The 26,087-nt window shown below is 42.7% G+C and carries 18 protein-coding genes and 2 tRNA genes; 13 read left to right on the top strand and 7 right to left on the bottom strand.

The features are described 5' to 3' along the window. Window positions 1–5: 5 nt before the first annotated feature. Entirely contained in the window at window positions 6–1,088 is a 1,083-nt protein-coding gene (gene rfbB / locus P0M11_RS05160; RefSeq protein WP_275624737.1) for a dTDP-glucose 4,6-dehydratase, read from the bottom strand. 2 nt (window positions 1,089–1,090) lie between these two features. Beyond that, the gene (locus P0M11_RS05165) at window positions 1,091–2,419 is read right to left on the bottom strand and encodes a UDP-glucose/GDP-mannose dehydrogenase family protein (RefSeq protein ID WP_275624738.1); all 1,329 of its coding nucleotides are present in this window, start codon (window positions 2,417–2,419) and stop codon (window positions 1,091–1,093) included. A 276-nt stretch (window positions 2,420–2,695) separates the two neighbouring features. Between P0M11_RS05165 and rimP the strand changes: the two genes are divergently transcribed. The 13 genes from rimP to pckA all read left to right on the top strand — a co-directional run bounded on the left by rimP (window position 2,696) and on the right by pckA (window position 23,694). Further along, on the top strand, window positions 2,696–3,163 hold the full coding sequence (gene rimP, locus P0M11_RS05170; protein WP_275624739.1) for a ribosome assembly cofactor RimP: 468 nt from the start codon (window positions 2,696–2,698) through the stop codon (window positions 3,161–3,163). 55 nt (window positions 3,164–3,218) lie between these two features. After that, entirely contained in the window at window positions 3,219–4,454 is a 1,236-nt protein-coding gene (gene nusA / locus P0M11_RS05175) for a transcription termination factor NusA (protein WP_158063186.1), read from the top strand. A 64-nt stretch (window positions 4,455–4,518) separates the two neighbouring features. Next, window positions 4,519–7,380, top strand: coding sequence for a translation initiation factor IF-2 (gene infB, locus P0M11_RS05180; protein ID WP_275624740.1), 2,862 nt, complete (start codon window positions 4,519–4,521; stop codon window positions 7,378–7,380). A gap of 89 nt (window positions 7,381–7,469) precedes the next feature. Then, on the top strand, window positions 7,470–9,374 hold the full coding sequence (locus P0M11_RS05185; RefSeq protein ID WP_275624741.1) for a S8 family serine peptidase: 1,905 nt from the start codon (window positions 7,470–7,472) through the stop codon (window positions 9,372–9,374). A gap of 107 nt (window positions 9,375–9,481) precedes the next feature. Then, complete coding sequence (locus tag P0M11_RS05190) at window positions 9,482–12,364, top strand: SusC/RagA family TonB-linked outer membrane protein (RefSeq protein WP_275624742.1); 2,883 nt, start codon at window positions 9,482–9,484, stop codon at window positions 12,362–12,364. A 24-nt stretch (window positions 12,365–12,388) separates the two neighbouring features. Further along, window positions 12,389–13,876, top strand: coding sequence for a RagB/SusD family nutrient uptake outer membrane protein (locus P0M11_RS05195; protein ID WP_275624743.1), 1,488 nt, complete (start codon window positions 12,389–12,391; stop codon window positions 13,874–13,876). Between the two features lie 14 nt (window positions 13,877–13,890). Beyond that, on the top strand, window positions 13,891–14,694 hold the full coding sequence (locus P0M11_RS05200; RefSeq protein WP_275624744.1) for a hypothetical protein: 804 nt from the start codon (window positions 13,891–13,893) through the stop codon (window positions 14,692–14,694). 173 nt (window positions 14,695–14,867) lie between these two features. Beyond that, window positions 14,868–16,799, top strand: a complete 1,932-nt coding sequence (locus tag P0M11_RS05205) for a putative porin (RefSeq protein WP_275624745.1) — start codon at window positions 14,868–14,870, stop codon at window positions 16,797–16,799. Between the two features lie 45 nt (window positions 16,800–16,844). Further along, on the top strand, window positions 16,845–18,392 hold the full coding sequence (gene bshC / locus P0M11_RS05210; RefSeq protein WP_275624746.1) for a bacillithiol biosynthesis cysteine-adding enzyme BshC: 1,548 nt from the start codon (window positions 16,845–16,847) through the stop codon (window positions 18,390–18,392). Window positions 18,393–18,435: 43 nt separating this feature from the next. After that, the gene (locus tag P0M11_RS05215) at window positions 18,436–20,097 is read left to right on the top strand and encodes a LysM peptidoglycan-binding domain-containing protein (protein WP_275624865.1); all 1,662 of its coding nucleotides are present in this window, start codon (window positions 18,436–18,438) and stop codon (window positions 20,095–20,097) included. A 93-nt stretch (window positions 20,098–20,190) separates the two neighbouring features. Then, window positions 20,191–21,057 (top strand): ACP S-malonyltransferase, encoded by an 867-nt coding sequence (gene fabD / locus P0M11_RS05220; protein ID WP_275624747.1) that lies wholly within the window; start codon window positions 20,191–20,193, stop codon window positions 21,055–21,057. Window positions 21,058–21,064: 7 nt separating this feature from the next. Beyond that, window positions 21,065–21,979 (top strand): GYDIA family GHMP kinase, encoded by a 915-nt coding sequence (locus tag P0M11_RS05225; RefSeq protein ID WP_275624748.1) that lies wholly within the window; start codon window positions 21,065–21,067, stop codon window positions 21,977–21,979. A gap of 110 nt (window positions 21,980–22,089) precedes the next feature. Continuing rightward, window positions 22,090–23,694, top strand: coding sequence for a phosphoenolpyruvate carboxykinase (ATP) (pckA, locus tag P0M11_RS05230; protein ID WP_275624749.1), 1,605 nt, complete (start codon window positions 22,090–22,092; stop codon window positions 23,692–23,694). Window positions 23,695–23,750: 56 nt separating this feature from the next. On the opposite strand, the gene aroQ is transcribed toward pckA, so the two are convergent. From aroQ to P0M11_RS05255, 5 genes are all read right to left on the bottom strand, one after another. After that, window positions 23,751–24,161 carry a type II 3-dehydroquinate dehydratase gene (aroQ, locus tag P0M11_RS05235; RefSeq protein WP_158063194.1) on the bottom strand — a complete coding sequence of 137 codons (411 nt, stop codon included), beginning with the start codon at window positions 24,159–24,161 and terminating at the stop codon, window positions 23,751–23,753. Window positions 24,162–24,224: 63 nt separating this feature from the next. Next, a tRNA-Glu gene (locus P0M11_RS05240) sits at window positions 24,225–24,299 on the bottom strand. 13 nt (window positions 24,300–24,312) lie between these two features. After that, window positions 24,313–24,567: a 30S ribosomal protein S20 gene (rpsT, locus tag P0M11_RS05245; RefSeq protein ID WP_158063199.1), complete on the bottom strand. Its 255-nt coding sequence runs from the start codon at window positions 24,565–24,567 to the stop codon at window positions 24,313–24,315. An 88-nt stretch (window positions 24,568–24,655) separates the two neighbouring features. Then, a tRNA-Glu gene (locus tag P0M11_RS05250) sits at window positions 24,656–24,727 on the bottom strand. 59 nt (window positions 24,728–24,786) lie between these two features. Further along, a complete protein-coding gene (locus P0M11_RS05255) occupies window positions 24,787–26,070 on the bottom strand; it encodes an N-acetylmuramoyl-L-alanine amidase (protein WP_275624750.1) in 1,284 nt (427 codons plus the stop codon). Window positions 26,071–26,087 lie beyond the last annotated feature (17 nt).

The following is a 26,087-nucleotide window of genomic DNA, read 5'->3' on the forward strand; positions in this document are numbered from 1 at the left end:
AACGCCTACTGCATATATTGCTTATCATAATACTCCTGGTAGCTTCCTGAAGTGACATGCTCCAGCCATTCCTGATTCTCCAGGAACCAGTCAATGGTCTTGCTAAGGCCTTCTTCAAAGGTAACAGATGGTTTCCAGCCTAATTCTGCGTTCAGTTTCGTAGCATCAATGGCGTAACGCTTGTCATGACCCGGTCTGTCCTTTACATAGGTGATGAGTTTTTCCGAATAGCCTGCCGGCTTGCCCAGCTTTTCATCCATTTGTCTGATGAGTTCCTTGACCAAATCAATGTTCTGCCACTCGTTAAACCCGCCGATATTATAAGTTTCGCCGGTTTTTGCCTCAAAAAAGATGCGGTGAATGGCTTTGGCGTGGTCTATTACAAAAAGCCAGTCCCGTGTATACTTCCCGTCGCCATAGATAGGTAGTGGTTTTTCGTTGATGATATTTGAAATACAAAGCGGGATCAGTTTCTCTGGAAAATGATTAGGACCGTAATTGTTGGAACAGTTGGAAACGATGAAGGGCATGCCGTAAGTGTTCCCGTATGCGCGAACTAAATGGTCCGAAGCGGCTTTACTTGCGGAATAAGGCGATTGCGGGTCGTAGGGAGTTGTTTCCAGGAAAAATCCTGTTTCGCCCAGACTGCCGTACACTTCATCCGTAGATACATGGTAAAACAGGTTGGTGCGCGTCTCATCCGGAAAGTTTCCATGGGTATGGTCTGGGTTTAAGGTCCAGAATTCGCGGCAAAGGTTCAGCAGGTTGGCTGTTCCGTTTACATTGGTGTTTATGAAGGCATTGGGGTCTGTTATGCTCCTGTCTACATGACTTTCGGCCGCAAGATGGATCACCGCATCAGGATTATATTTTTCAAATACCTTTCGGAGTTCTTCCGGTTTGGTAATGTCCGCCTTTTCGAAAACATAATTGGGTTCGTTCTCTATATCCTTTAGGTTTTCAAGATTTCCAGCGTAAGTAAGGGCATCCAGATTGATGATTAAAGTTTCGGGATGGTTCTTTACAAATTCCCGAACAACATGGGAACCGATGAAGCCGGCGCCGCCGGTAATGATGATGTTTTTCATTCTTATTGGTTTATCACTGTGTTTTTTATTGTCCTTCGGCCTACACTTTTATAAAAAAATCCGTGCTGTTCCAGCGTATCAACGGAATACATGTTCCGGCCGTCAAAGATGGCTTTATGTTTAAGGCGGTCCGCGATCAGGTCAAAATTAGGGTTTTTGAATTCTGGCCACTCAGTTACAATCAGCAGACAGTCTGCACCTTCAAGTGCAGAATACATATCTGCAGCATATTCAATTTGGTCGCCCAGAAGTTTGCGCACATTGTCCTCCGCAATGGAATCATATGCAACCACATTTGCTCCTCTGTCCAGTAATGCCCGAATATTGTCCAGGGAAGAGGCCTCACGGATATCATCTGTATTGGCTTTAAATGCCAGACCCCAGACCGCAATCCGGCGACCTTTAAGATTACCACCGAAATACTTTTCAATTTCCGGAATGAGAATGGTCTTCTGGGTGATGTTCACCTGCTCGGTGGCCTGTAGTAACTGAAAGTCAAATTCCTCACTTTTTCCGGAAGTGATCAATGCTTTTACGTCTTTAGGGAAACAGCTTCCGCCATAACCAATGCCCGGAAACAGGAAGCGGTGACCAATCCGGTCGTCGGATCCCATGCCCAGACGTACCTTATCCACATCCGCGCCTACCTTCTCGCAGTAATTGGCAATTTCATTCATGAAAGTGATCTTGACTGCCAGGAAAGAGTTGGAAGCATATTTGGTAAGTTCAGACGATTTCTCATCCATAAATATAATAGGGATGCCTGTATTGGTGAACGGCTGATAAATGGCAGACATTATTTCACGAGCCCGTGCCGAACTGCAGCCTACTACCACCCGCGATGGATTCATTGAATCTTCTACCGCGAAACCTTCCCGCAGAAATTCCGGGTTCGAAACTACGTCAAATGCGATGTCTGTCCGGGAGCTTATCACCTGCCTTACTTTATCGGCAGTACCTACAGGTACCGTGGATTTATTTACGATCACTTTATAATCACTCATGTAAGTGCCTATTTTTTCGGCGACGCCCAGGACATAGGACAAATCTGCGCTGCCATCCTCACCAGGCGGCGTAGGGAGCGCCAGGTATATTACCTCACTTTTGTCAAGAGCTTCTTTAAGGTCAGTGGTGAAAAACAGCCGCTGAGCCTGGATATTCCGGGTAAACATCTCTTCCAGATTGGGCTCATAAATTGGTATTTTACCCTCTTTCATAGCCGCCACCTTTTGCTCATCAATATCTACACAATATACGGAGTTCCCCAGTTCGGCCAGCGTTGATCCTGTAACCAGACCTACGTATCCGGTCCCTACAATCGTAATATTCAAAATTTTTACTTTATAATTGCGCCAAAATTACAGAAAATTTACCTTTTATTATCAAATAATAGAAGATGCTTAATGATAGCGGTTAGAACATTTTCCTGCCTGGTAGTATCTTAAACATATATCAGGACTTTTCATGCCAGCGTACACCCAATAATCTGAGAATCAAATCTGTTTTGTGTTTTAAGAATTTATTTGTATATTTGCACAGGAATTGCGGAAAAATGAAAAGGCTTCGAAAGAGAGCCTTTTTTCGTATCAGCAACCGTTCAGTAGATTATGGAGTTTAGAGAAAAGATAGAAAGCCTGATTGGCGAATTTCTGAAAGAGCGTGAAGATCTGTTCCTTATTGATCTTCGCTTTTCTGCCGCAGATGATATCACTGTCATTTTAGATGGTGATCAGGGTGTGTCGGTTCAGGATTGTCTGGATGCGAGCCGCGTAATTGAATTCAATATGGACCGCGAAGAGCACGATTTCTCGCTGCAGGTCATGAGTGCAGGGCTCAGCGAACCTCTGAAATCAGAAAGGCAGTTCCGTAAAAATATTGGTCGGGAGTTGGACGTCCTGCTTGCAGACGATACCAGGGTGGAAGGCGAGCTACTTACACTGGATGAAAAAAGTATTACCTTAGTACTCCGGTACCGAAAGCCCAAGGAAGTGGGGAAGGGCAAGGTTGATGTAGTGGAAGAAAGAGAGATTCCCTACTCAGAAATAAAAAAAGCGCTGGTAACAGTAAAATTTTAACAATATGATGACCGACGGAGTTTCCGTACTACTCATTATTATCACTATATAGATTATGGACAGTTTAGCGTTAATTGAAGCGTTTGGCGATTTTAAAGACGAGAAAAGCATCAGTAAGATTGACTTGATGGCTATTATTGAAGATTCACTGAAAACGCTGCTAAGAAAAAGATTTGATTCAGACGATCACTTTGATGTCATTGTAAACCCTGATAAAGGCGACTTTCAGATTTTCCTGAATAAAACTATTGTGGAAGACGGAATGTCCGAAGACGATGACCTGGAAATTGAATTGCAGGAAGCCAAAAAAATAGATCCTACCTTTGAAGTGGGAGAAGATTATACCGTTGAAATTCCGATTGCTGAATTAGGCCGTAGAAATATCCTTACACTTAAGCAGATTCTTGCTACCAAACTTCAGGAGCATAATAACGGACTTTTGTATGCGCAGTTCCATGACCGTATTGGTGAGATTGTTGTTGGAGAAGTGCATCATATTAGGAAACAGCACGCGATACTGTTGGATGATGAGGATAATGAATTTATCCTGCCGAAGGAAAATCAGATCCCTTCAGACTTTTTCAAGAAAGGTGAAAGCATCCGTGCGATTGTGGACAGTGTAGACTTTAAGGGTTCCAAACCGCAGATCATTGTTTCCCGAACTTCACCAAAGTTCCTGGAAAAACTTCTGGAGCTTGAGATTCCTGAGATCCAGGATGGTACTATCATACTTAAGAAGGTGGTAAGGATCCCCGGCGAAAAGGCGAAGATTGCTGTTGATGCCTATGATGACAGGATCGATCCTGTAGGTGCCTGTGTGGGAGTGAAGGGGTCCCGTATCCATGGCGTGGTGCGCGAACTGAAGAATGAAAATATTGATGTTATCCAGTGGTCCAAAAATCCTGAGATTATGGTGAAAAGAGCCTTGGGTAATGTAACGGTTAATAAAATTGACATCAATGAAGAGCAATCCTATGCAATGGTGTATACTCCGGTTGAAGAGATTTCCAAAGTAATCGGCAAACAGGGGCAGAACATTAAGCTTGCTTCATGGTTAAGTGGTTTTGAAATTGATGTATACCGGGAAACCAGTGATGACGATGATGTAGAACTGGACGAATTCAGCGATGAAATCAGCGAGTGGATCATCAAGGAATTTAAGAAAGTAGGATTAAACACTGCAAGAAGCGTCCTGGATAAGGATACTGAAGCATTGGTAAACCTTGTGGATTTGGAAGAGGAGCAGATCGATGAGGTGAAGCAGGTTCTTAAGGAAGAACTGGAAGCTTAAACACACCTCGTAAAATGCTGTACTGGGTACACGGGATTATAAAAATAAAATAGTAAATATTTGCATGCCAAAAATTAGATTAAATAAAGCGTTAAAGGAATTCAATATTTCAATGTCGAGACTTGTGGAGTTTCTGCAGGGGCAAGGCTTTGCTGTAGATGAAAATCCTAACGCTCAACTGGATGAAGCGGCATATGGGGCACTGAAGGCAGAGTTCATGAAGGACAGCGAGCAGCGTAAAGCTTCTCATGAAGTGGTTATGGCCAAAGTTCCTGAGGAAAAGCTGGTCGCGGAAGAGAAAGCACCGGAAGTGATTAAAGCGAGAGCTTCCGTAAGACCGGAAGCCAGGATCTTAGGTAAGATTGACCTTAACCCAAAGAAACCTGAAGCTCCTGCGGAAAAGCCGGCGCCGGCTCCGGAAACACCTGTGCAGAAAGAAGAGCCTAAACAGGAGACTCCAGCTGTGATTGAAAGGCAGGAATTCAAGATTCTTGACAAAATTGATCTGTCGCAGATAGAAAGCGGAAAACCGCGCTCATCCAAAAAGGAGCAACAAAAGCCAGAACCTGCCAAAGCGGCAGAGGAAAAGAAGGAAACTCCAAAACCCACAGAAGCCCCCAAAGCGGAAACTCCCGTGGCTGAAGCACCTAAAGCAGCAGATACAGAAACACCGTCGGTACCTGCAATTCAGGAATCTGAAAACTTAGGCGATAATAAAATTGAAACCGTATACCAAAAACTGGATGGTCCTAAAATCTTAAAGCAGACTGTAGACCTGTCCCAGTTCAATAAGCCTAAATCTCAGGGAGCCAACAGCGCTGGTGCCAAAAAGAAAAGAAAACGTATTGAAAAGCCAAATCCTGCCGGTGGGACTCAGTCCGGTAGCGGAGGTGCTGGAGGGCAGGGTAACAGACCCGGCGGTCAGGGTAACCGTCCGCCAGGCAACCGTCCACCACATCAGGGCGGCAATAAGCCGGGAGGCTCTAGACGAGGTGCAGACCGCGTAATGCCGGTTGAGCTTACTGATGAGCAGGTGAAAAACCAAATCAGGGAGACTCTGGAGAAGCTGACCAACAAAGGCGGCAAATCCAAAGGCTCCAAATACAGAAAAGAAAAACGGACTTACAGAAGGGAGCAGGACGAACTGCAGGAGCAGATTGATGCTGCAGACCGCACCCTGAAGGTGACCGAGTTTATAACCGTGGGCGAACTTGCAAGCTTGATGAACGTAAGTCCGACTGAAGTTATTTCAGCGTGTTTCTCACTTGGCGTAATGGTAACAATGAATCAGCGTCTGGAAGCAGATACGCTCTTGCTTGTTGCTGATGAATTTGGTTATAAAATCGAATTTTCCGATGCAGATATTGAAGAATCAGCTGCTGAGGAAGAAGCTGATGCAGAAGAAGATCTGGTACCGCGTGCGCCTATTGTAACAGTAATGGGTCACGTAGACCACGGTAAGACCTCGTTACTGGATTACGTAAGGAAAACCAACGTAATCGCAGGCGAGTCAGGTGGTATTACCCAGCACATCGGAGCTTATAATGTACAGCTTGAGAACGGTCAGAAAATAACCTTCCTCGATACTCCGGGGCACGAAGCCTTTACCGCGATGAGAGCCAGGGGTGCACAGGTTACCGATATTGCTATTATCGTAATTGCTGCTGATGATGATGTGATGCCACAAACCAAGGAGGCGATTTCTCACTCCCAGGCTGCAGGGGTACCGATGATTATTGCACTGAACAAAGTGGATAAACCTAACTCCAATCCCGACAATATACGTCAGCAACTTTCCGGAATGAATATCCTTGTAGAAGAATGGGGTGGTAACGTACAGTCTCAGGAGGTGTCTGCCAAATTTGGTAACAATATGGACGCATTGCTGGAAAAAGTACTTCTGCAGGCAGAAATTCTTGAACTGAAAGCCAATCCAAATAAAAATGCACAGGGAGTTGTAATTGAAGCGTCGCTGGATAAAGGCCGCGGATATGTAGCAACAATTCTGGTTCAAAGCGGAACACTGAAGGTGGGCGATTACGTTCTGGCGGGTAAAAACCATGGAAAAGTAAAAGCCATGCTGGACGAAAGAGGTAAACCAATGCAGTCCGCAGGTCCGTCAATGCCTGTAACGATACTTGGCCTGGACGGTGCTCCGGGAGCAGGTGACAAATTCAGGGTATTTGATGATGAAGGTGAAGCCAAAACTATCGCAACCAAGCGTGAGCAGCTTCAGCGTGAACTTTCTATCCGTACCAAAAAGCATACAACACTGGAAGAACTGGGCAGAAGAATTGCGCTGGGCGAATTCAAGGAGCTTAATATTATCCTGAAAGGGGACGTGGATGGATCTGTGGAAGCTCTTTCAGATCAGTTGCAGCGCCTTTCAACCGAGGAAATTAGTATTAATATACTGCATCAGGGTGTAGGACCAATCACCGAATCCGATGTAAACCTTGCCACAGCCTCCGATGCCATCATCATTGGATTTAACGTTCGTGCCGGCGCTAATGCGAAGGAACTTGCTGATAAAGAAGAAATTGAAATCCGTACCTACTCCGTAATCTATGCTGCTATTGAAGAAGTAAAAGAGGCAATGGAAGGAATGCTTTCACCGGAGATTAAGGAACAGGTGGTAGGTAATGTGGAAATCCGTGAGGTATTCAAGATATCTAAGGTCGGAAGCATCGCCGGGTGTATGGTTCTCAGCGGAAAAGTAGGACGTAATTCAAAAATCCGCCTGCTTCGCGACGGTATCGTGAAATTTGACGGCGAGCTGGAGAGTTTAAAGCGTTTCAAAGACGATGTAAAGGAAGTAACAAAAGGTTACGAATGTGGTCTGAACCTGAAAGGGTACAACGACATTGAAGTTGGAGATATACTTGAAGTCTACGAGGAAGTAGCCGTGAAAAAGAAGCTTAAATAACATCATTTACAAAATATAAAAAAACTACAGCAATGTAGTTTTTTTTGTATATTTACCGGCTTAATATCCTAAAAATAAATGATATAGTAATGAAAATTAAATTTATATGCGCGATTTTACTTATGGCGCCGCTCGTGCTGTCCGCCCAAACTAAAGAGGAACGTGAGAAAATTGCTTCGTTTTCAAATCATACTGCTAATGCAGCAATGGCCCTGGAATTAAAAGCTGAAGAGGAGGCCCGAAAAATAAGACTGGAAAACTTTCTCTCTAATAATCCTCAAGTTAAAAGAATACAGTACACTCCGGGTAAAGTAGAACTTCTTGATGTTCTCCCAAATGGAGATTTAATATTTGCAAAAACTTTTAATGCGGGTAGCGCAGTCACCGCAAGGGCTACAGCATTATATAATGGTGGAAGCTTAGGTATTAATATTCAGGGTCAGGGTATGATTGCGGGTGTTTGGGACGGTGGTATAGCTCGTACATCACATCAAGAGTTTGTTGTCAACGGATTGTCCAAAATTAATGTTATGGATACCGGACTTATTGATGAACATCCTACACATGTAACTGGGACAATTGCTGCAGAAGGAATTAATCCACTGGTAAGAGGCGTTGCTTTTAAATCAAGTATCAATGCTTATGATTGGACTTCTGATCTGAGTGAAATTCTCACAGCTGCTGCGGGAGGATTATTGGTTTCGAATCACTCCTACGGAATCGGATCGCTCGGCAGTTTATGGTTTTATGGTGCTTATGATAACAGAGCGCGTCAGTTTGATAATATAACTTTCAACAATCCATATTATCTTCCTGTTGTATCAGCAGGCAACGACAGAAACGAAACCAGCGCTCCAGGATCAACGCAGCTCGCAACTAAATTCGGTTATGACATGATTTTCGGTCATGGGAATGCGAAAAATGTTATTACGGTAGCGGCAGTTGGGCAGGTCAGTAACTATGTTGATGAAAATAGTGTGGTGATGTCCAGCTTTAGCAGTTGGGGTCCGTCTGATGATGGCCGTATTAAACCAGATATTTCAATGAAAGGAGTGGGTGTTAGATCTACCCTAGATACAAGTGATACTGCCGTTGGAACAATGTCCGGTACCTCGATGGCCTCACCAGGAGTTACAGGGGTTATAACGCTGCTTCAGCAGTATCATAATCAACTTTATAGTAATTTTATGAGGGCAGCCACTGTGAAAGGATTGATTCTTCATACTGCAGATGAAGCTGGCTACAACCCGGGTCCGGATTACGAATATGGCTGGGGTCTTATTAATGCAGAGAAAGCGGCAAAATTAATTAGGGACAAAAACCTTAGTTCTGCACGCAGTGTGGTTGAAGAACTTGTGCTTGCACCTAACGTACCATATACAAAGACCATCTCTGCCAGTGGTACGACTCCTTTAAAGGTATCTATTTCATGGACTGATCCTGCGTCGCCATCATCGAATACTGGAACTGTGGATCCCTCTACATTATATTTGGTTAATGACCTGGATCTTACGGTGACAGATGCAACTGGTACTGTTCACTATCCCTGGAAACTTCAGGGCATGAGCTCTCCGTATTCAGGTGCTACCAATACGGGAAGTAATAATGTTGATAACTTCGAGCGAGTTGACATCCTCAATCCTGCCGGTACTTATACAGTTACGGTAACCCATAAGAATTCACTGGTAAATAATCTTCAGAATTTTTCACTTGTTATTTCTTCTGAAAATTTAAGTACTCTTAACTCAAACGAAGTTAAAGTTATTGACAAAGATATTCAGATTTATCCTAATCCTGTTTCTGAAGTTCTAACAATTGCTAATGGAGTAAAGAGCTCCAAGGTAACAGTTTTAGACTATGCCGGAAGAATTGTCAAGCAGGAAGTCATTAAAGGTGAAAAGCTTATAGTAGGAGATTTGGAGGTAGGTAATTACCTATTGGTATATAAGGGCGCAGATGGAATTGAAAAAAGCTTTAAATTCACGAAAAGATAACAATTTTCCCTATTTATTGTAGATTATTAAAAAAACTAAAAAAAGGTTTGCTTATGTTAATTATTATTAACATATTTGCCGAATTAAAATATTAAAATTTTGTTAATATGAATGTTAAATTACGAGTAATTAGCGCAGGTATGCTATTTTTTATAGGCCATTCTGTAACAGCTCAAGTTGATACTACAGCCGTAGAAGAAATTCAGGAGGTTGTAGTATTAGGATACAGTAGAACCTCCACTAAACCTAAGGATGTTACTGCTTCCACTACAGTTACGTCTGAAAAATTTGAAAACAGACCTACAACATCCTTTCTGAACTCACTTCAGGGTGAAGCCCCTGGGTTGTCAGTTAATTCCACATCCGGTTCACCTGGTTCTGGAAAAATTGACATGATCTTACGTGGTATTGGATCCATTAGTGCTGGTAGTGAACCGCTTTATGTAATTGATGGTGTGGTTTCGAACTCTACACAATTTAGAAACTTGAACGATGCTGATATCGAGTCTGCGTCAGTATTGAGGGATGCTGCGGCTACCGCTATCTATGGTAACAGATCTGCAAATGGGGTAATCGTAATCACGACGAAAAAAGGTAAGTTCAATTCTCCGATGACCTTTAATTATAATGCGTCTACAGGTATAAACCTTTTGCCTAAAACCAAATATAACCTGATGAACACGCAGGAGGCTTTAACAATATCGCGCTTGTACGGAAAAGGTCTTGGGGTGGGCATGACTGATGCTGAAATTGCTAACTATCCGGTGAATACGGACTGGAGGAAAGTTTTCTTTAATCCAGGCGTTACACAAAGGCATGATATCTCTATGCGTGTTGGTGGCGAAAACGTAAATCTTTATTCCAGTTTAGGATACATGGATGTAGAGGGTATCGTCCCAACATCCGACTTTAAGCGTTTTTCTTTTAGAAATAACATGAACGGTCGTTCTGAAAATGGGAAGTTTAATTACGGTGTACAGTCAGCACTTTCTTTTTCAAGGAGACATCAGCTAGATGAAGAAACAAACACCAATATCCGTAATAACAGTATCCAAAACCCATTGCACGGAGCTTACGGTGGTTTGCCATACCTTCAGGCAGGTCAGTTCCAGAATGGACAGCAGTTATTTGATGCTATTGGGACTAACTTTGATGGCGGTAATAACGTGTATGTACTTGAAGATATCTTAAAAGGAACCATCCCGAACGAACGTACTGAAACCGGCATATTACTGAGTGGAAACCTCTCGTACAAAATTACCGACGATCTTACTCTTTCCAACAGAACGGGTATGGATCTTAAATTGTCCGAAACCAACTTTGCCCGTGCACCATGGAACTACCTGGCTATTGCAACTGCTTCAGGGCAGGCAACTGCCAATAATCCGAATCCATATCCTGGTATTGAGGATTTTGCTAAAGGTAGAGAGTTTAACTTTAATAACATTGTTAGCTTACTATATAACAAATCTATCGGTGATCATACTTTTGACGCTGGACTTTATTTCGATTATGTAAAAGCTCATTACAACTCTACGTCCCAAAGACGCACCGGTCTAAACTCACTTAACTGGGTGTTTGGTGCTGGAACAGGATATGTAGCACCGATATATTTCAACACTTCAGGAGCTAGCCCGGAGGTATGGTATGTACCAACAGCAAGTGCATCTGAAATTAATGCTGGAACAACAGCTTATTTCTTAACACTTGATTATGATTATGCTGATAAATATGGATTTTCCGGTTTGATCAGAAGAGATGGCACTTACCGTTTTGTTGATGAGAATCAATGGGGAACATTTTGGTCTGTAGCGGGTCGTTGGAATATTGAAAAAGAAGATTTTATGGCAGACTCCAGCTTTGACCTTCTTAAATTGCGTGCCTCTTATGGTATCACAGGTAACCAAAATATCATCGCAGGAACCTTGGGAACTAACCCATTGTTCGTTCAGCCAAACCTTGTGCGCGAAACTTATCTGACAGGTACAGGTTATGATAATATTACTGGAGCTACTGGTTTTGGCGGGTTAATGAATCCTCTAGTTCAGTGGGAAGAAATTGCGATGGCAAACTTAGGTTTAGATATCAAGCTTTTCAATAATCGTTTGGATATGAGGTTTGATGCATATGACAAAACTACTAATGAGGTTTATAACACCATCAACTTGTCCTCCATTACAGGTTCATCTGCGATAAGCGGAAATAACGGTAAAATCCAAAACCGTGGTGTTGAAGCGCAAATCCGTTATGATGTGCTAAGAGGTCAGGATGGCAAACTGTCTTTATATGGTAATGGTTCTTATAACAAAAGCAAGATCCTGAGCCTTGTAACTGAAGCAAATACAGGTAACATCCGTAACATTGTTGGTGGCGAACTTTATGAGTGGTATTTTGCTCCATATATTGGTGTTAATCCTGATAATGGAAATATGTTATTCCTTGATGCTAACAATAATGTAACAGAAACATTGGGCGATGCCGATCTGAGGGCAACCGGTAAAAGTATGTATCCAAAGTGGACTGGTGGTTTTGGTATGAATGCAGAATATAAGCGTTTCTACTTAGATGCACATTTCAGTTTTCAGCAAGGTGCATGGAAATATGATAATTCCATGGCTTGGGTATATGCCCCGGAATCTATCGGTGACTGGAACCAGTCTGTAGATCTGCTTGATGCCTGGACACCTGATAATACTGACGGATCTATGCCTGCGCTAGATGCAACTAACTATAATGACGCAGACTTCTCCGACAGATGGTTAAAAGATGCATCGTTCTTAAGATTGAAGAATGTAGCTTTAGGATATAATATTCCAAGTCATTTACTTAACGGAACAGGCGTTAAAGCTTTGAAGGTGTTTGTTTCTGGTGAAAACGTTGTAACATGGACCAAATGGAAAGGATATGATCCTGAACCTAACTTCTCTTATTCATTATCTGTTTATCCAAACATGAGAACATTCAGTTTTGGAGCAAATATTGATTTTTAATTAAATAGTAAAAGATTTCTTACAATGAAAAAAATAAAATTATTAGCATATGCTGTAGCAGCTTCGGTAACGATCTGGTCCTGTAGGGATGCACTGGATATTGTACAGCCAGGTGAAGTAACCGAAGAAGTTGTATTTAGAACTGTATCTGATTTGGAAGCTTTCCTAATTGGAAATGTTTATACTTCAGTGGATATTTCAAATGAGATTGCACTTACATCCTACTTTACCGATGAGACAGCAATCACTCCTACTAATTCCGGATGGTTTTTCCAAGAATTCCGTTATGGTCTGAATAGTGGGAACAGTTATGTTGCAGGCGCTTGGTCTACACATTACCGGACAATAAACCGCGTAAACAGACTTATTGAGGCTTCAAAGCTGATTACTCCACCAGCTGCGCAACAGGCTGAGTACAATTCAATTCTTGCAGAAGGTTATGCGATGAGAGCTTTCTCATACCTGCAACTACTTTCTTATTTCACGCCTGACATGAAGGACCCTAATGCATTGGGTGTTATCCTAAGTACTACCGTACCAGGAATTTATGACAAGCTTCCACGAGTAAGTAATGGCGAAATCTATGCTCAGATTGAGCAGGACTTGAATTTTGCAAGTGCAAACATTCAAGCATCTACTGCAACAAATAGTTATAAGTTTGTAACTCCACAGATGATTAACGCTGTAAGGGCGAGAATGTATCTGTATAGAGGAAACTATACACTTGCTAAGCAATATGCGCAGGAAGTTATAAATGCATCTAGCCCAATGACAATTGGTACTCCATTCATACAATCCAATTTCTATACTACAACTCCTTCTTCAAACCCTTACAGAAGAATATGGCAGGATTATGAAAAAGGTGAGGTAATCTTCGCACTTAGTCGTCCATCAGTTGGACCTGGCGGAAATATTGCCAGTCTTTGGACTACTAATACAACCAATTTTCAAGGTTCTCCTCTGATGGGTATGGGGCATAATCTCTATAATCTGATGAATACTGGTTCCGATATTAGAAGATGGGCGTTTGTTGATCCAACCTCAACTGCTACGGTAAAAGTTATTGATAAGTATCCTGGAAAAGGTAACACACCCCTTAAGAATGATATTAAGATTTTTCGCGTAACAGAAATGTATCTAATACTTGCTGAGGCTGCAGTAGCCGAAAACCAACTTTCGACGGCGGCAGGATATATTCAGCAGATCAGAACGGCGCGGAAATATACTGCTGGTCCAGCAACGCTGCCAGTCTACAGTTCGCAAGTGGATGGTTATCGTGACATTTTAAAGGAAAGACGAGTTGAGTTTGCATTTGAAGGACACCGCTATGTGGACTTAAGAAGACTTGGTGCTATAGCCGGTGTGAGCATAGACCGTCACCCACAAGATGATTTCTTCAATTCCAATACTCCACTTACATTGCCAATAACGGACTACAGATGGACATTCCCAATTCCTCAAATTGAGATTGCAGGTAATCCTACTATTGTTCAGAATTCTGGGTATAATTAATAAATAATAAACACATGAAAAAGTTATCATATCTTTTAGTATTGTTTTTCCTCGCTGTGGCTATTCAGTCCTGCCGGGATAACCACACAGAACCATTTTATGATGGTGAACCTGTACTTCATTTTCAAAAGGAATCCGCAGAAGTTAATGCTACTGACGTAGGTTTTACTGACTATGTTGTTGAATTTGGAACAATTGCTCCGGTAGCAGCTGGCACAACAGTAACACTTGTCAAGAAAGGTGGTGATGCTGTGGAAGGAACTGATTATGAAGTTTTAGGTGGTAACACAACACAAGTTGCGGCAGGTGCTGTTAATGGAAGTTTTACAGTTCGTGTTTTTGGAGCCGGTCTCTCTCCTGATACTGCTAAGACATTGGTTCTTGGACTACAATCTTCACAGATTGCTAACGCGGTATATAATCAGGAGATTACATTATCAATGAGAATGAAATGTCCTCTACCTTCAAATTTCCCGTTAACTTATAACGTATCAGTATATGCGTTCAACGAAGATGCACCATCCCATACGCAGACATTGGTTCCAGTACCAGGTACTGATAATCAGTTTACTATAGCATCTTCTTGGGGCCCAAATTTTGTAGCATGGGCAACCAACACACCTTCTTATGCAAATCAGTATTTGTATCCTGGTGTAATAACAATTAACTGTGGCGATGTTACCTTTACAACCAGTGCAGCGTACGGTTCTAATACTACAGGTACTTATGATCCTACAACAGGTGTTATACAGTTTGCAGTTCAGCAGTCGTTGTTTTCTACACAGTTTACAACAAATATCACTCTAACTCCTCAGTAAGGAACTAAAAGTTATAGTTAAGCCGCATTATTTAATGCGGCTTTTTTTATTTGGTGTGGTACAGCTTTATTTATTACTGTGCGATTACCATTTTCGTTAGCATCTTGACTTTTTTACATATCCAATTCTTGCTGTTCAGGGCTTTTTCTTACTTTTGTTCTACAATTTTACTGATGAGATACCTATTTTTCCTGGCGCTGCTCTTTTCCAACCTATACGCTTCACAGGTCGTGAACAAGACAGACAGCAATAGGGTGAAGCCTGCCGACACTCTGGTTATTGATTCGGGTACCAGGGATTCTTTGAAGATTTTTAAACCTACCATACAGGATTATAAATCCTTTACACAGTTTTCAGAAAAACAGGTGATTGACACTGTTCTTTCCGGCGAGAAAACTTATGTCTTCACCCAGTGGAACAACCGTGATAACTTTGGCAGGATTCAGTTCGCAAATATCGGAGCAGGCTTTAATCCCTTGGTTTATGAGTTAAATCCTGAACAAAATCTGACCTTACTTCCCGAAAACAAATCTTTTGGATTTCTGGGAATTAAAGATATACGCTACTATGATGTAAAAACGCCCACAACTACGTTTATTTATCATAATGCGATGCGCAACGGCGCCGCACTCAATTCAACCTATACACAGAATATCGGCAACAATTTTAATTTTGCCCTTGAGTATATGGGACTCCGTTCGCAGGGAATCTATAGTAACTCCCTGGCTGCGAATAACAATACGGTCTTCTCCGGCCATTATATCTCGGACAATTTGAAATACGAGGCCTTCGCACATTTTATACATCAGAATGTGAACAACCAGGAATACGGTGGAATTGCGAATGAGGAACTTTTCAGATCCGATGCCGATGCGTACGACAACAGGGCAAATGTGGAAGTTAATCTGCAGGGGGTGACCTCACAGTTTTCGGCGCGCAGGTATTACTTTAGCCACCAGTTTGCACCATTTGATCCTGTAAAGTATCCATTCAAGATCCGTCATACCATTTACCATCAGGGTAATAAGTACCGCTTCTCGCAGGATGCGCTACAGGATTTTTTCTATGACACACCTTCCGGGCTTGTGCCGGGATTTTCTTTAAGCACTGGAAAATTCTCCAATAACCTAAGCAATACAGTGAGCCTGGTTTTGGATAATGAGCGGTTCAGGATTGATGCAGGAGTCAGGCATCAGCTGATGACGCTCGGAGTTACAGAGCCATTGAACTTGGCCGATTTAAGTGTACCATCAGAAATCCGCGAAAACAGAATAGGAGCGGTCGGAAATCTAGGGGTTGATCTTTGGGACCGAATCGCGCTTAATTCCTTTCTGGAGGTTTCCCGTGGTGAGCAGTTTGGAAATTACCTGCAGTCACGTAATCAGTTAAGGTTTGAACCTGTTGAAGGCTATTTTGTAAATGCTAAAGTGAACTTTCAGTCGGCTGCTCCCAGCTTCAATTATCACCTGAACACTTCCCCTTATAAAGCCTATAATTTTTATGCAGGCGATCTGAAAAACCAGAATGTGCTTGAAATTGGGGGGAATGTTAATCTTAAATGGTTCGAAACCCAAGTCTTCGCTAATTATTTCAGAATTGATAATTACACCTATTTCCGGGCTGCGGTCCCACAGCAAAGTGATACTCCACTGAATATATCGCAGATTGGTGGCGATGCGACCTTCAGGTATGGAAAGTTCGGACTTAGTTCGAGGCTGCTTTTCCAGAAGACGCTGACCAACAGTGACCTGTTCCCTGCTCCTGATTTTGTAGGAAGGGTCAATCTGTTCTTTCAAAGCAAAGCCTTTAAGAATGCTGCCGAAATCCAGACAGGGGTGAAGGGGCACTTTTTCACGAAGTTCGGCTCGCGGGAGTATTCACCCATTCTCAATGAATTCACTGTTCCTGGACCTCAAGGATATCAGATTGGCGGAATTCCTGTAATTGATGCCTATTTCAATCTTAAGGTAAAGCGGATGTTCTTTTTTATAGAAGGCCAGCATCTAAATACCTTGATTGATAATAATAAAATATTTACAGCACCCTATTACCCATTCTATGATTTCCGGCTGAATATCGGAATTGTATGGTATTTAATAAGTTAGTAAACCGATTTGAAATTATATAAGAAAATACCTTTTGTGGAAATTATGGAAATCCCTGATATGATCAAGGATTTTCTAAACTCGGATATTTCTTACGCTGAGGATCACCTCTTTTCACCTGCCAATATTAAAGCTAAGATTGCAGCGAAAAGTGCTGATTTCACCTCCGCACACCGGAAAGTGCTCTATGAAGTAATGCGGGATCAGAATGCTGGATTGCAGGATGAAGTACAGCGTCAGCATTTGGATCTGCTTCGGGAAAGCACTACATTTACTGTGACCACGGGTCATCAGCTGAACCTGTTTACAGGTCCCGTATTTTTCATCTACAAAATTCTTCAAACCATAAAAACTGCCACCTATCTCAAATCACAGTTTTCGGAATACAATTTCGTACCTGTGTTCTGGATGGCTACAGAGGATCATGATTTGGAGGAAATCAGTTTTTTCAATACCGAAAACCAGCGTTATGACCTGTCTGCCACTTCTGGTGGCGCAGTGGGCCGTATTGTTCTGGACGATGTGTCATTTATTGACGGTTTCGAACAGGAATTTAAGGATTCGGTATTTGGTACCGAGCTGATTTTGATGATGAAGGAAGCGTATACTCCGGGTATTACATTGGCTGAAGCAACGCGCAAGCTGGTGAACCGGCTTTTTGCGGAGTATGGCCTTCTGATTATTGACGGCGATGATGCACGTCTAAAACGGCTCATGATTCCGGCTTTCCGCGAAGAACTGATTAATTCTGAAATATTGAAAAACACAACATCCAAAGTAGAGTTTCTGACCGCGCGGTATGGTAAAGTGCAGGTCAATCCGAGGGAGGTCAATCTTTTTTACCTCACTGAAAGCAGGAATCGGATTGATAAGTTAGGTGAAGAATTTGTGCTGGCCGACAGTGACCGGACATTTACCCAGGATGAGATCATTAGCGAACTTAAAAGTCACCCCGAAAGATTCAGTCCAAATGCGTTGATGAGACCTGTGTACCAGGAATCGGTTCTTCCAAATATAGCCTATATCGGTGGAAATGCCGAGATCATGTACTGGCTGGAACTGACAGGCTATTTTCAGGACAAAAACATTCCTTTTCCGGTTCTGATTCCGCGAAACTCCTTTTTAAATATCAGCAGTAAAACACTTAGCAAATTGTCCAGGCATTCGCTTGAGATCGATGATTTCTTCGGAGATTATAGTGAGGTAATTAATTCCAAAATCCTGCAGGACAACGCAATCCTGAAATTGCTGAATGAAAAGGAAGAAGAAGTGGCCGCGGCTTTCAAATCCATCCGCGAAATGGCTGCCAGAACCGAAAAGAGTTTTGGGAACCTGGTTGCTGCGGAGGAAACCCGACAGCTTAAATCCTATAAAAGAATGTGCCGGCGACTGCTTCGTGCCGAGAAGGTAAAACAGTATGAGCGCGTAGCCGCACTTCAGGATCTTTTTTTAAAGGTGCATCCGGGTGGGAAGTGGCAGGAACGGGTGTATAATTTTAGTGTATATTACGCTTTTGAAGGTAATTCTTGGCTTAAATCTTGTTTGGAGGAAATGGATGTACATACGTCCAGTTTGGTAGTGATGGTAGATTAATCCTAAAGCCTTAATTTTGTAAGGAATTCTTGTAATAAAGATGATGAAGAAAATATTCATAATGTCCGTCTTCCTGCTGTTCAGCAGTGTTTCGGCGCAAAAGAAAATGCATACTGTGGCCAAAGGCGACAATGCCTACAACATTGCCCGCAAATACGGCATTTCACTTGACGAGTTTTATAAACTTAATCCTGCGGCCAAAAGTGGTAACCTCAAAATCGGAGATAAAGTTACTGTTAAAAACAGTCCGGCAGCATCTGCCTCCTCAGCGGTTAGTTACATTACCGTCCAGTCCGGACAAACACTGTACGGTCTGCTCAGACAGTATAAAATCAGTGAAGCTGAACTCCGAAAGCTGAATCCGGGTCTGGAATCCAACCTTAAGATTGGCGACCGTATTGCTTTGCCTGCTTCTAACGTCAGCCGCTACGCAGACAGCAATACTTCGATTACTTCTGAAAAAGCAAAACCATCTGCGCCCGTATCTGCATCTGCCAACACCTACACTTCCAGCGGAATATCTTCTGACAATTTTGTTACCTATACTGTGCAGTCCGGCGATACAACTTTTGGCATCGTTAATAAATTTTCGGTAAGTCTGGATGATCTGATAAGGCTGAACCCGGATCTTGCGAAGGGCCTTAGAAGCGGAATGGTTTTGAAGGTGAAGCCGGCTGATAAAGCGTATGTTAAAAAGTCCGGCGATGAACTTAATGTTGTGGTCATGCTTCCTTTCGGTTATGAGTCCGGCGACAGCAAGTATAGAACTATGTCCCTGGATTTCCTTTCGGGAGCCAAGCTCGCTATAGAAAGAAATGCACGCCGCGGGCAGAAACTGAATGTCAAAATTGTAGATGCGGGAAGTGAGGCCACCTTTAAGAACTCACTAACTCAAATTAACAGAGATAATACCGATCTGATCGTAGGTCCACTTTTCAAATCCAGTATACTTGAAGTGCTGGACTATGTGAAGGACAGCAAAATCCCGATTGTTGCACCTTTTGCCAATTCAGATGACCTTTATGGATTCAGTAATCTTATTATTGTTGAAACTAACGAGCAGACTTATGCGGACCGCATCATCCAGGAAGTAAAAACTGCCCACACTGACCAGAGAATTTTTATAGTTGCAGATGGTGACCGTACCCACGCAAATTATATCCGAACCGGACTTATAAAGGCACTTAAGAATCCAAATATACAGCTGGTGAACTCACCGTCAGAGATTACGGCAGATACGAATATGATGACAGGACAATCAGTGCCCGTGATCGCGGTTCTGGCCAGCAATAATGACAGTACAGGGCAGGCGTTTGCCGAAAAGATGATCGCAATGTCCGGTGAGGTGCAGGGAATGAAAGCATTCAGTATGTTTTACGTACCTGCATTTGAAAAGAAGGCCGACGAGCTTGGTAAGGCAAGTTTAGTGTACGTAATGGACAGAACCATTAATACAGAAGGTTCTTTTGAAAAGGAGATTCTGTCTGAATTCAACAGAAAATATTGCAAAACCCCCGGTAAGTACGCAATTATCGGTTTTGATGTGATGAATGATATGTTAAGCCGCGAAAACAGCCGCGGTGAGATCTTCAGTCAGATGGGTAAGACCCAGACTCAGTTGGCAACCAAATTTGAATTTGAACGTATACAGAGAAACGGTGCTTACGTTAATACAGGTTACCGTGTAGTCCGTTTGGTACCCTGAAAACTTATTTCTTAAAGAAGTGCGGCATTGAAAATACATTTCAATGCCGTTTATTTTACGTAAATTTGCCGCATTAATTACTAATTAAAGTAGATGAAAGCACTTGTATTTCCTGGGCAAGGTTCACAGTTTGTTGGAATGGGAAAAGAACTATACGATTCCCGCAAAGACATCAAAGACCTGATGGAATCTGCCAATGATGTCCTTGGATTTGATATATTGTCGCTGATGTTCAGCGGTGCTGAGGAAGATCTTAAAAAGACAGAAATAACCCAACCTGCCATTTTTATCCATTCTTTGGCTGCACTGAAAGCTACTGATGCATTGGGCACCGAAATGGTTGCAGGGCATTCACTGGGCGAATTTTCCGCGCTGGTGGCAAACGGAGTGCTCTCTTTTCAGGATGGTTTGAAACTGGTGCATGAGCGTGCCAGGGCCATGCAGGAAGCCTGTGATGCTCATCCAAGTTCAATGGCTGCTATCCTGGGGCTGGAAGACAGTAAAGTGGAGGAAATCTGCGCTTCAGTAAATGGAGTGGTCGTTCCTGCCAATTATAACTGTCCGGGTCAGCTGGTAATCTCCGGCGAAACTGAAGCGGTTGAAGAGGCCTGTGTACGGATGAAAGAAGCCGGTGCGAAACGGGCGCTTTTGCTTCCCGTGAACGGAGCCTTCCATTCACCTCTGATGCAGTCTGCTCAGGATCGTCTGGCGATGGCTATTTCAAATACAAAATTCAGAAATTCTACAATTCCCGTATATCAGAACATAACGACTACTGCCGTATCTGATCCTGAAGAAATCAAGAATAACCTGATTGCCCAACTCACTGGACCTGTGAAATGGACCCAAAGTGTTCAGAATATGATTAAGGATGGGGCTACGAAGTTCGTTGAAGTCGGGCCGGGTAAAACTTTACAGGGTCTTATTAAAAAGATAAACTCCGAAGTCGTATTTTCATAATCTGCTTATGATGGGCAGAATATTTTCGCCGGGAAAATTATTGCTGACTTCAGAATACTTTGTCCTGGACGGTGCTCTTGCTCTGGCTGTTCCTACAACGCCGGGTCAGGAGTTTTTTTTTGAAGAAAAGGAAGACGGCCGAAGCGAAGTCTTTTGGGAGGCATTACATCAGGGCCACCCTTGGCTGCAGGTGAAGCTGGATTATAAAACCTGGACCATTCTGGGTACCAATTTACCGCAACCGGCAGAATTTGTGCTTCGTCTGTTGCAGTATATCCAGCAATATTCACCTACAAAATTTCAAGGTTCTGACACCTATTACCTCAAAACCAACCTGGAGTTTCCGGCAGATTATGGTTTAGGCAGTAGTTCTACGTTAATAAATAATATAGCTGAGTGGTCTGCCTGTGATGCCTATGCTCTAAATGAGATACTCTTGCATGGCAGTGGCTATGATATTGCAGTTGCGCGGGAGAAGAACGCAGTACTGTTCCAGAACTCTCCGGAACTGATGGTGGAAGTGGTAAACTATTCGCCGCCATTTAAAGATGACTTAATTTTTGTGCACATTAACCGCAAACAGGACAGCCGAGCGGGAATTCAGCTTTACCGGAGTAAGGAAAAGTCTGCGCAACTGATTAACCGGTTTTCCACGTTGACTCAGGAAATTTATGAATGTACTGCGTTGCATGATTTCCTGGAATTATTGGAACTTCATGAAAATTTGGTTTCAGAATTCCTGGGAATACCGAAGGTTAAAGATCAATTGTTCACCGGTTACCCCGGAACCATCAAAAGCCTGGGGGCGTGGGGCGGCGATTTTGTGATGGTCTCCAGGGTTGATGAGCACCGCTCCTGGTTTGCATCGCGTGGGTACACGTGGGTTTTTGATTGGGATGAATTGATTTCAGCCAGACCGTAAATGATTCTGTGCAAAATATTGGTGACCAATATCATTGTGTTTTAACATGTATAGCTTAGTAAATTTGCTTAAATTTGGCCCATTCAATTCGAAAAAAATCTATTTCTAGCATGAAACACATCAAAATTATTCAGCAGCTGAATGATCTGGGTATAACAGGTTATCAGGAAGTGGTGTACAATCCGTCTTATGAAGAACTTTTCCAGGCTGAGAACTCAGCAAAGAACGAAGGATTTGAGAAAGGCATCCTGACTGAGTCGGGCGCAATGTCCGTAAAGACCGGAATCTTCACAGGCCGTTCTCCGAAGGACCGTTATATTGTCCTGGACGACGAAACGCGTGACACTATTTATTGGGATGGCAAAGTAAACCTGCCTACATCCCCGGAAATATTCGCAAGCTGCAAATCTCTGGTTATGGACCAGCTGTCCAAATCCGAGAAGATTTATGTTGTTGATGCGTTTTGTGGCACCAACCCCGATACTCGTCTCAAAGTGAGATTCATTATGGAAGTGGCCTGGCAGGCACATTTTGTAACCAATATGTTCATCCGCCCTTCCAACCATGAGCTTGAAAACTTTGGTGCACCGGATTTTATGGTGATCAACGGTTCCAAAACTACTAATCCTAACTGGCAGGAGCAGGGATTGAATTCCGAGAATTTCGTGATGTTCAATCTTACAGAAAAAATGCAGATCATTGGCGGTACCTGGTATGGCGGCGAAATGAAGAAAGGAATGTTCGCTATGATGAATTATTACCTGCCGCTTAAAGGAATGGCTTCAATGCACTGTTCTGCAAATGTTGGCGAAGAAGGCGATGTGGCCCTTTTCTTCGGACTTTCAGGTACCGGAAAAACTACACTTTCTGCAGATCCAAAAAGATACCTGATTGGTGACGATGAGCACGGTTGGGACAATAACGGTGTCTTTAACTATGAAGGCGGTTGCTATGCCAAGGTAATTGATCTTTCTGAAGAAAAAGAACCCGATATTTTCAGAGCCATCAAGAGAGATGCACTTCTGGAAAATGTTGTTGTAGACGAAAACGGTAAGATTGATTACACAGACGGATCCATTACCGAGAACACACGTGTTTCCTACCCGATATATCATATTAACAAAATTGTCCTTCCTTCCAAGGCCGGTCATGCAAGTAAGATCGTTTATCTTTCTGCTGACGCGTTTGGTGTATTGCCACCGGTTTCTGTACTTACTGAAGACCAGGCTCAGTATCACTTCCTTTGCGGTTACACCTCAAAACTTGCAGGTACCGAGAGAGGAATTACAGCTCCTGAACCTTCTTTTTCACCTGCATTTGGTGAGGCTTTCCTTACACTGCACCCTACAATGTACTCCAAGACCCTTATCGGTAAGATGAAGGAGCACGGAGCAAAAGCATATCTTGTAAATACCGGCTGGAACGGTACCGGAAATAGAATTTCCCTGAAAGATACACGTGCAATCATTGATGCAATTATCGACGGCTCAATAGACCGTGCCGAAAAGGTGACTATTCCAATTATGAACCTGGAGGTTCCGACAGCATTGCCTAATGTATCTGAAGGAATCCTTGATCCGCGTGATACTTATGAAAATTCTTCAGAATGGGAAACTAAGGCCAAAGACCTTGCTGCCAGATATATCAAGAATTTTGAGCAGTATTGTGACTCCGATGAAGCGAAGAAATTAATACCTTCAGGACCTCAACTTTAAAAAGTCAGGTTTCGAATTGAAAAATCCCCGAATTTATTTTCGGGGATTTTTTGTGGTTAATTATTTAGGCTTAAAATAGCCAGCCTGTAGCCTTTTATTCCGAAGCCAGTGATCACACCGTCTGTATGCGCTGCGGTTACGGATTTTTGGCGGAATTCCTCGCGTTTGTAAATGTTGGATATATGAACCTCCACCTTTGCCGCTGAGATGTTTTTCAGGCAGTCTGCCAGCGCGTAGGAATAGTGTGTATAAGCGCCGGGATTGATTATAAGCGCATCATAGTTGGCCTCCTGTAAACGGTTGATCAGATCGCCTTCCACATTGGATTGGTAGAAATCAATATGATGTGTACTGAACTCAGCCTTGAGCGATTTTAGTACTTCCTCCATAGTCGTGTGGCCATAAATCTCCGGTTCCCTTGTGCCCAGCAAATTCAGGTTAGGACCGTTTACAATCAGTATATTCATATAGGGTAGATTTATCTCAAATTTAGACATAAAAAAACTTCCGAAAAAATTTCGGAAGTTACTTGGTAGCCCGTAGGGGAATCGAACCCCTCTTACCAGAATGAAAATCTGAGGTCCTAACCGATAGACGAACGGGCCATCCTGTTTATAATTACGCTAACTTGTTAACGTGCTTTGTAAGTTTACTCTTAAGATTAGAGGCTTTATTTTTGTGGATGATGTTTCTTTTAGCCAATTTATCCACTAAAGCAATCACTTTTGGAAGTTGCTCAGACGCTGCAGTTTTATCCTCTTCATTTCTTAGTGCCTTCACAGCTGTTCTTGCAGTTTTGTGATAGTACTTGTTACGCAGTCTTTTCGCTACGTTCTGTCTGATTCTCTTTAAAGCTGATTTATGATTTGCCATTATTTGTCTCTCAATTGTGGGTGCAAAGATATAGTTTATTTTTTATCCTGCAAATTTATTTTAAAAAAAATTAAAAAAATTGCTTTTGTAGCCTATAGGGGAATCGAACCCCTGTTGCAAGAATGAAAATCTTGAGTCCTAACCACTAGACGAATAGGCCGGTGAATTTCGGACTGCAAAAATAGGCTTTAATGTTGATCTCCAAAAATTATTTCAACTCTATTTTGCTACTTTCTGGATAACGGAGTTTTTAATTCCTTTTTCCTCCAGTGATTTCTGAAGTGCGATGGCATCTTCCAGCGTTTTTACATTACCGTAAGTATAATAGAACATACCGTTCAGCTTCTCGCGCTTTACGTCCTTAAGGTTTTTCACAATATAGGAATCAGAGGGAAGTTTGTCCTTGCCTACAAATACTTCAAGAGTGTAGTAACCGGAGCGCAGCGCCTGTTCGGGTACGAATCCGACCGGTGAAGCCGTTCGGAAACCTGCATCACGGGCTGTTTTCAGGTTGGCATCCCGTACACTGGCCAGGTTGGATACACTGTAATAGTATTTGTACAGACCGTTCTCCTTAAGAGCCAATATGTAATTGAGTCCTTTGAACGCAGGGTCACCGTAATTGTATTTAATTGGGCTGCTCATCAGCAGGATCCGGAAGTCATTTTTAAGTGGTATCTCCTTTTTTTCCTCTTTTTTGGGAGCTGCGGCGGGCTCAGATGCATTTACTTTGCGTGCATATCGGATGATGGCATCATATATCTGAGTGGCTGTCTTTTTCTGTCCCTCTTCGCTGTAAAGAAAATAGGCGTCGTCATAATTGTTTACAAAGCCCGTTTCAATAAGCACTGACGGCATGGCGCTCATCCTTAGGATGTGCAGGTTAGCCTGTTTCACACCTCTGGAAAACCGTCCTCCTTTTTCGAAATTCTCCTCAATAAAACTGCCGATAAACAGGCTGCGTTCCAGGTATTTACTTTGCTGAATTTTCAGTGCGATAAGTGATTCGGGTGAAGTAGGGTCGTAGGAGGCGAAAACTTCGCGGTCTTTGGCGTCCAGATAGATTACATCGTTTTCCTTTTTCGCTACCTCCAGGTTTTCGCGGTTTTGATTGGGGCCCTGCACGAAAGTTTCCGTACCGCGCGCGGTAGCACTTTTCGCCGGAGATGAGTTTACGTGTACGGATACAAAAAGGTCGGCTTTACTCCGGTTGGCAAGGTTAGTACGCTCGGTTAGGGAGGGATAAACATCAGTTTTACGTGTGTAAATAACTCTGAAGGCCTTATTTTCCTCCAGCATCCGGCCTAATTTAAGTACGATGCCTAAAGTGATGTCCTTTTCGCGTGGCGTACCGAATTCATACGATCTTGTTGCGCCCACATCATGGTCACCGTGTCCTGCATCCAAAACGATCGTAAACTTCTTTTGGGCGGTACCTGCAGTAAAAATTATTAAGAAAAGAAGTAAGAAATATTTTTTAAAACAAAAGTTTGTTATCATCATCAATTCTTAAAATTTAT

The sequence above is a fragment of the Kaistella sp. PBT33-4 genome (assembly GCF_029194425.1).
Taxonomy (GTDB): domain Bacteria; phylum Bacteroidota; class Bacteroidia; order Flavobacteriales; family Weeksellaceae; genus Marnyiella.

Excerpts from the sequence above, each read along its gene's own strand:
- rfbB (WP_275624737.1), bottom strand. The coding sequence starts at position 1,088 with ATGAAAAACATCATCATTACCGGCGGCGCCGGCTTCATCGGTTCCCAT.
- P0M11_RS05200 (WP_275624744.1), top strand. The coding sequence starts at position 13,891 with ATGAAAAAGTTATCATATCTTTTAGTATTGTTTTTCCTCGCTGTGGCT.
- pckA (WP_275624749.1), top strand. The coding sequence starts at position 22,090 with ATGAAACACATCAAAATTATTCAGCAGCTGAATGATCTGGGTATAACA.
- P0M11_RS05185 (WP_275624741.1), top strand. The coding sequence starts at position 7,470 with ATGAAAATTAAATTTATATGCGCGATTTTACTTATGGCGCCGCTCGTG.
- P0M11_RS05215 (WP_275624865.1), top strand. The coding sequence starts at position 18,436 with ATGAAGAAAATATTCATAATGTCCGTCTTCCTGCTGTTCAGCAGTGTT.
- aroQ (WP_158063194.1), bottom strand. The coding sequence starts at position 24,161 with ATGAATATACTGATTGTAAACGGTCCTAACCTGAATTTGCTGGGCACA.
- infB (WP_275624740.1), top strand. The coding sequence starts at position 4,519 with ATGCCAAAAATTAGATTAAATAAAGCGTTAAAGGAATTCAATATTTCA.
- P0M11_RS05225 (WP_275624748.1), top strand. The coding sequence starts at position 21,065 with ATGATGGGCAGAATATTTTCGCCGGGAAAATTATTGCTGACTTCAGAA.
- P0M11_RS05205 (WP_275624745.1), top strand. The coding sequence starts at position 14,868 with ATGAGATACCTATTTTTCCTGGCGCTGCTCTTTTCCAACCTATACGCT.
- P0M11_RS05255 (WP_275624750.1), bottom strand. The coding sequence starts at position 26,070 with ATGATGATAACAAACTTTTGTTTTAAAAAATATTTCTTACTTCTTTTC.
- rimP (WP_275624739.1), top strand. The coding sequence starts at position 2,696 with ATGGAGTTTAGAGAAAAGATAGAAAGCCTGATTGGCGAATTTCTGAAA.
- bshC (WP_275624746.1), top strand. The coding sequence starts at position 16,845 with ATGGAAATCCCTGATATGATCAAGGATTTTCTAAACTCGGATATTTCT.
- P0M11_RS05195 (WP_275624743.1), top strand. The coding sequence starts at position 12,389 with ATGAAAAAAATAAAATTATTAGCATATGCTGTAGCAGCTTCGGTAACG.
- nusA (WP_158063186.1), top strand. The coding sequence starts at position 3,219 with ATGGACAGTTTAGCGTTAATTGAAGCGTTTGGCGATTTTAAAGACGAG.
- fabD (WP_275624747.1), top strand. The coding sequence starts at position 20,191 with ATGAAAGCACTTGTATTTCCTGGGCAAGGTTCACAGTTTGTTGGAATG.
- rpsT (WP_158063199.1), bottom strand. The coding sequence starts at position 24,567 with ATGGCAAATCATAAATCAGCTTTAAAGAGAATCAGACAGAACGTAGCG.
- P0M11_RS05190 (WP_275624742.1), top strand. The coding sequence starts at position 9,482 with ATGAATGTTAAATTACGAGTAATTAGCGCAGGTATGCTATTTTTTATA.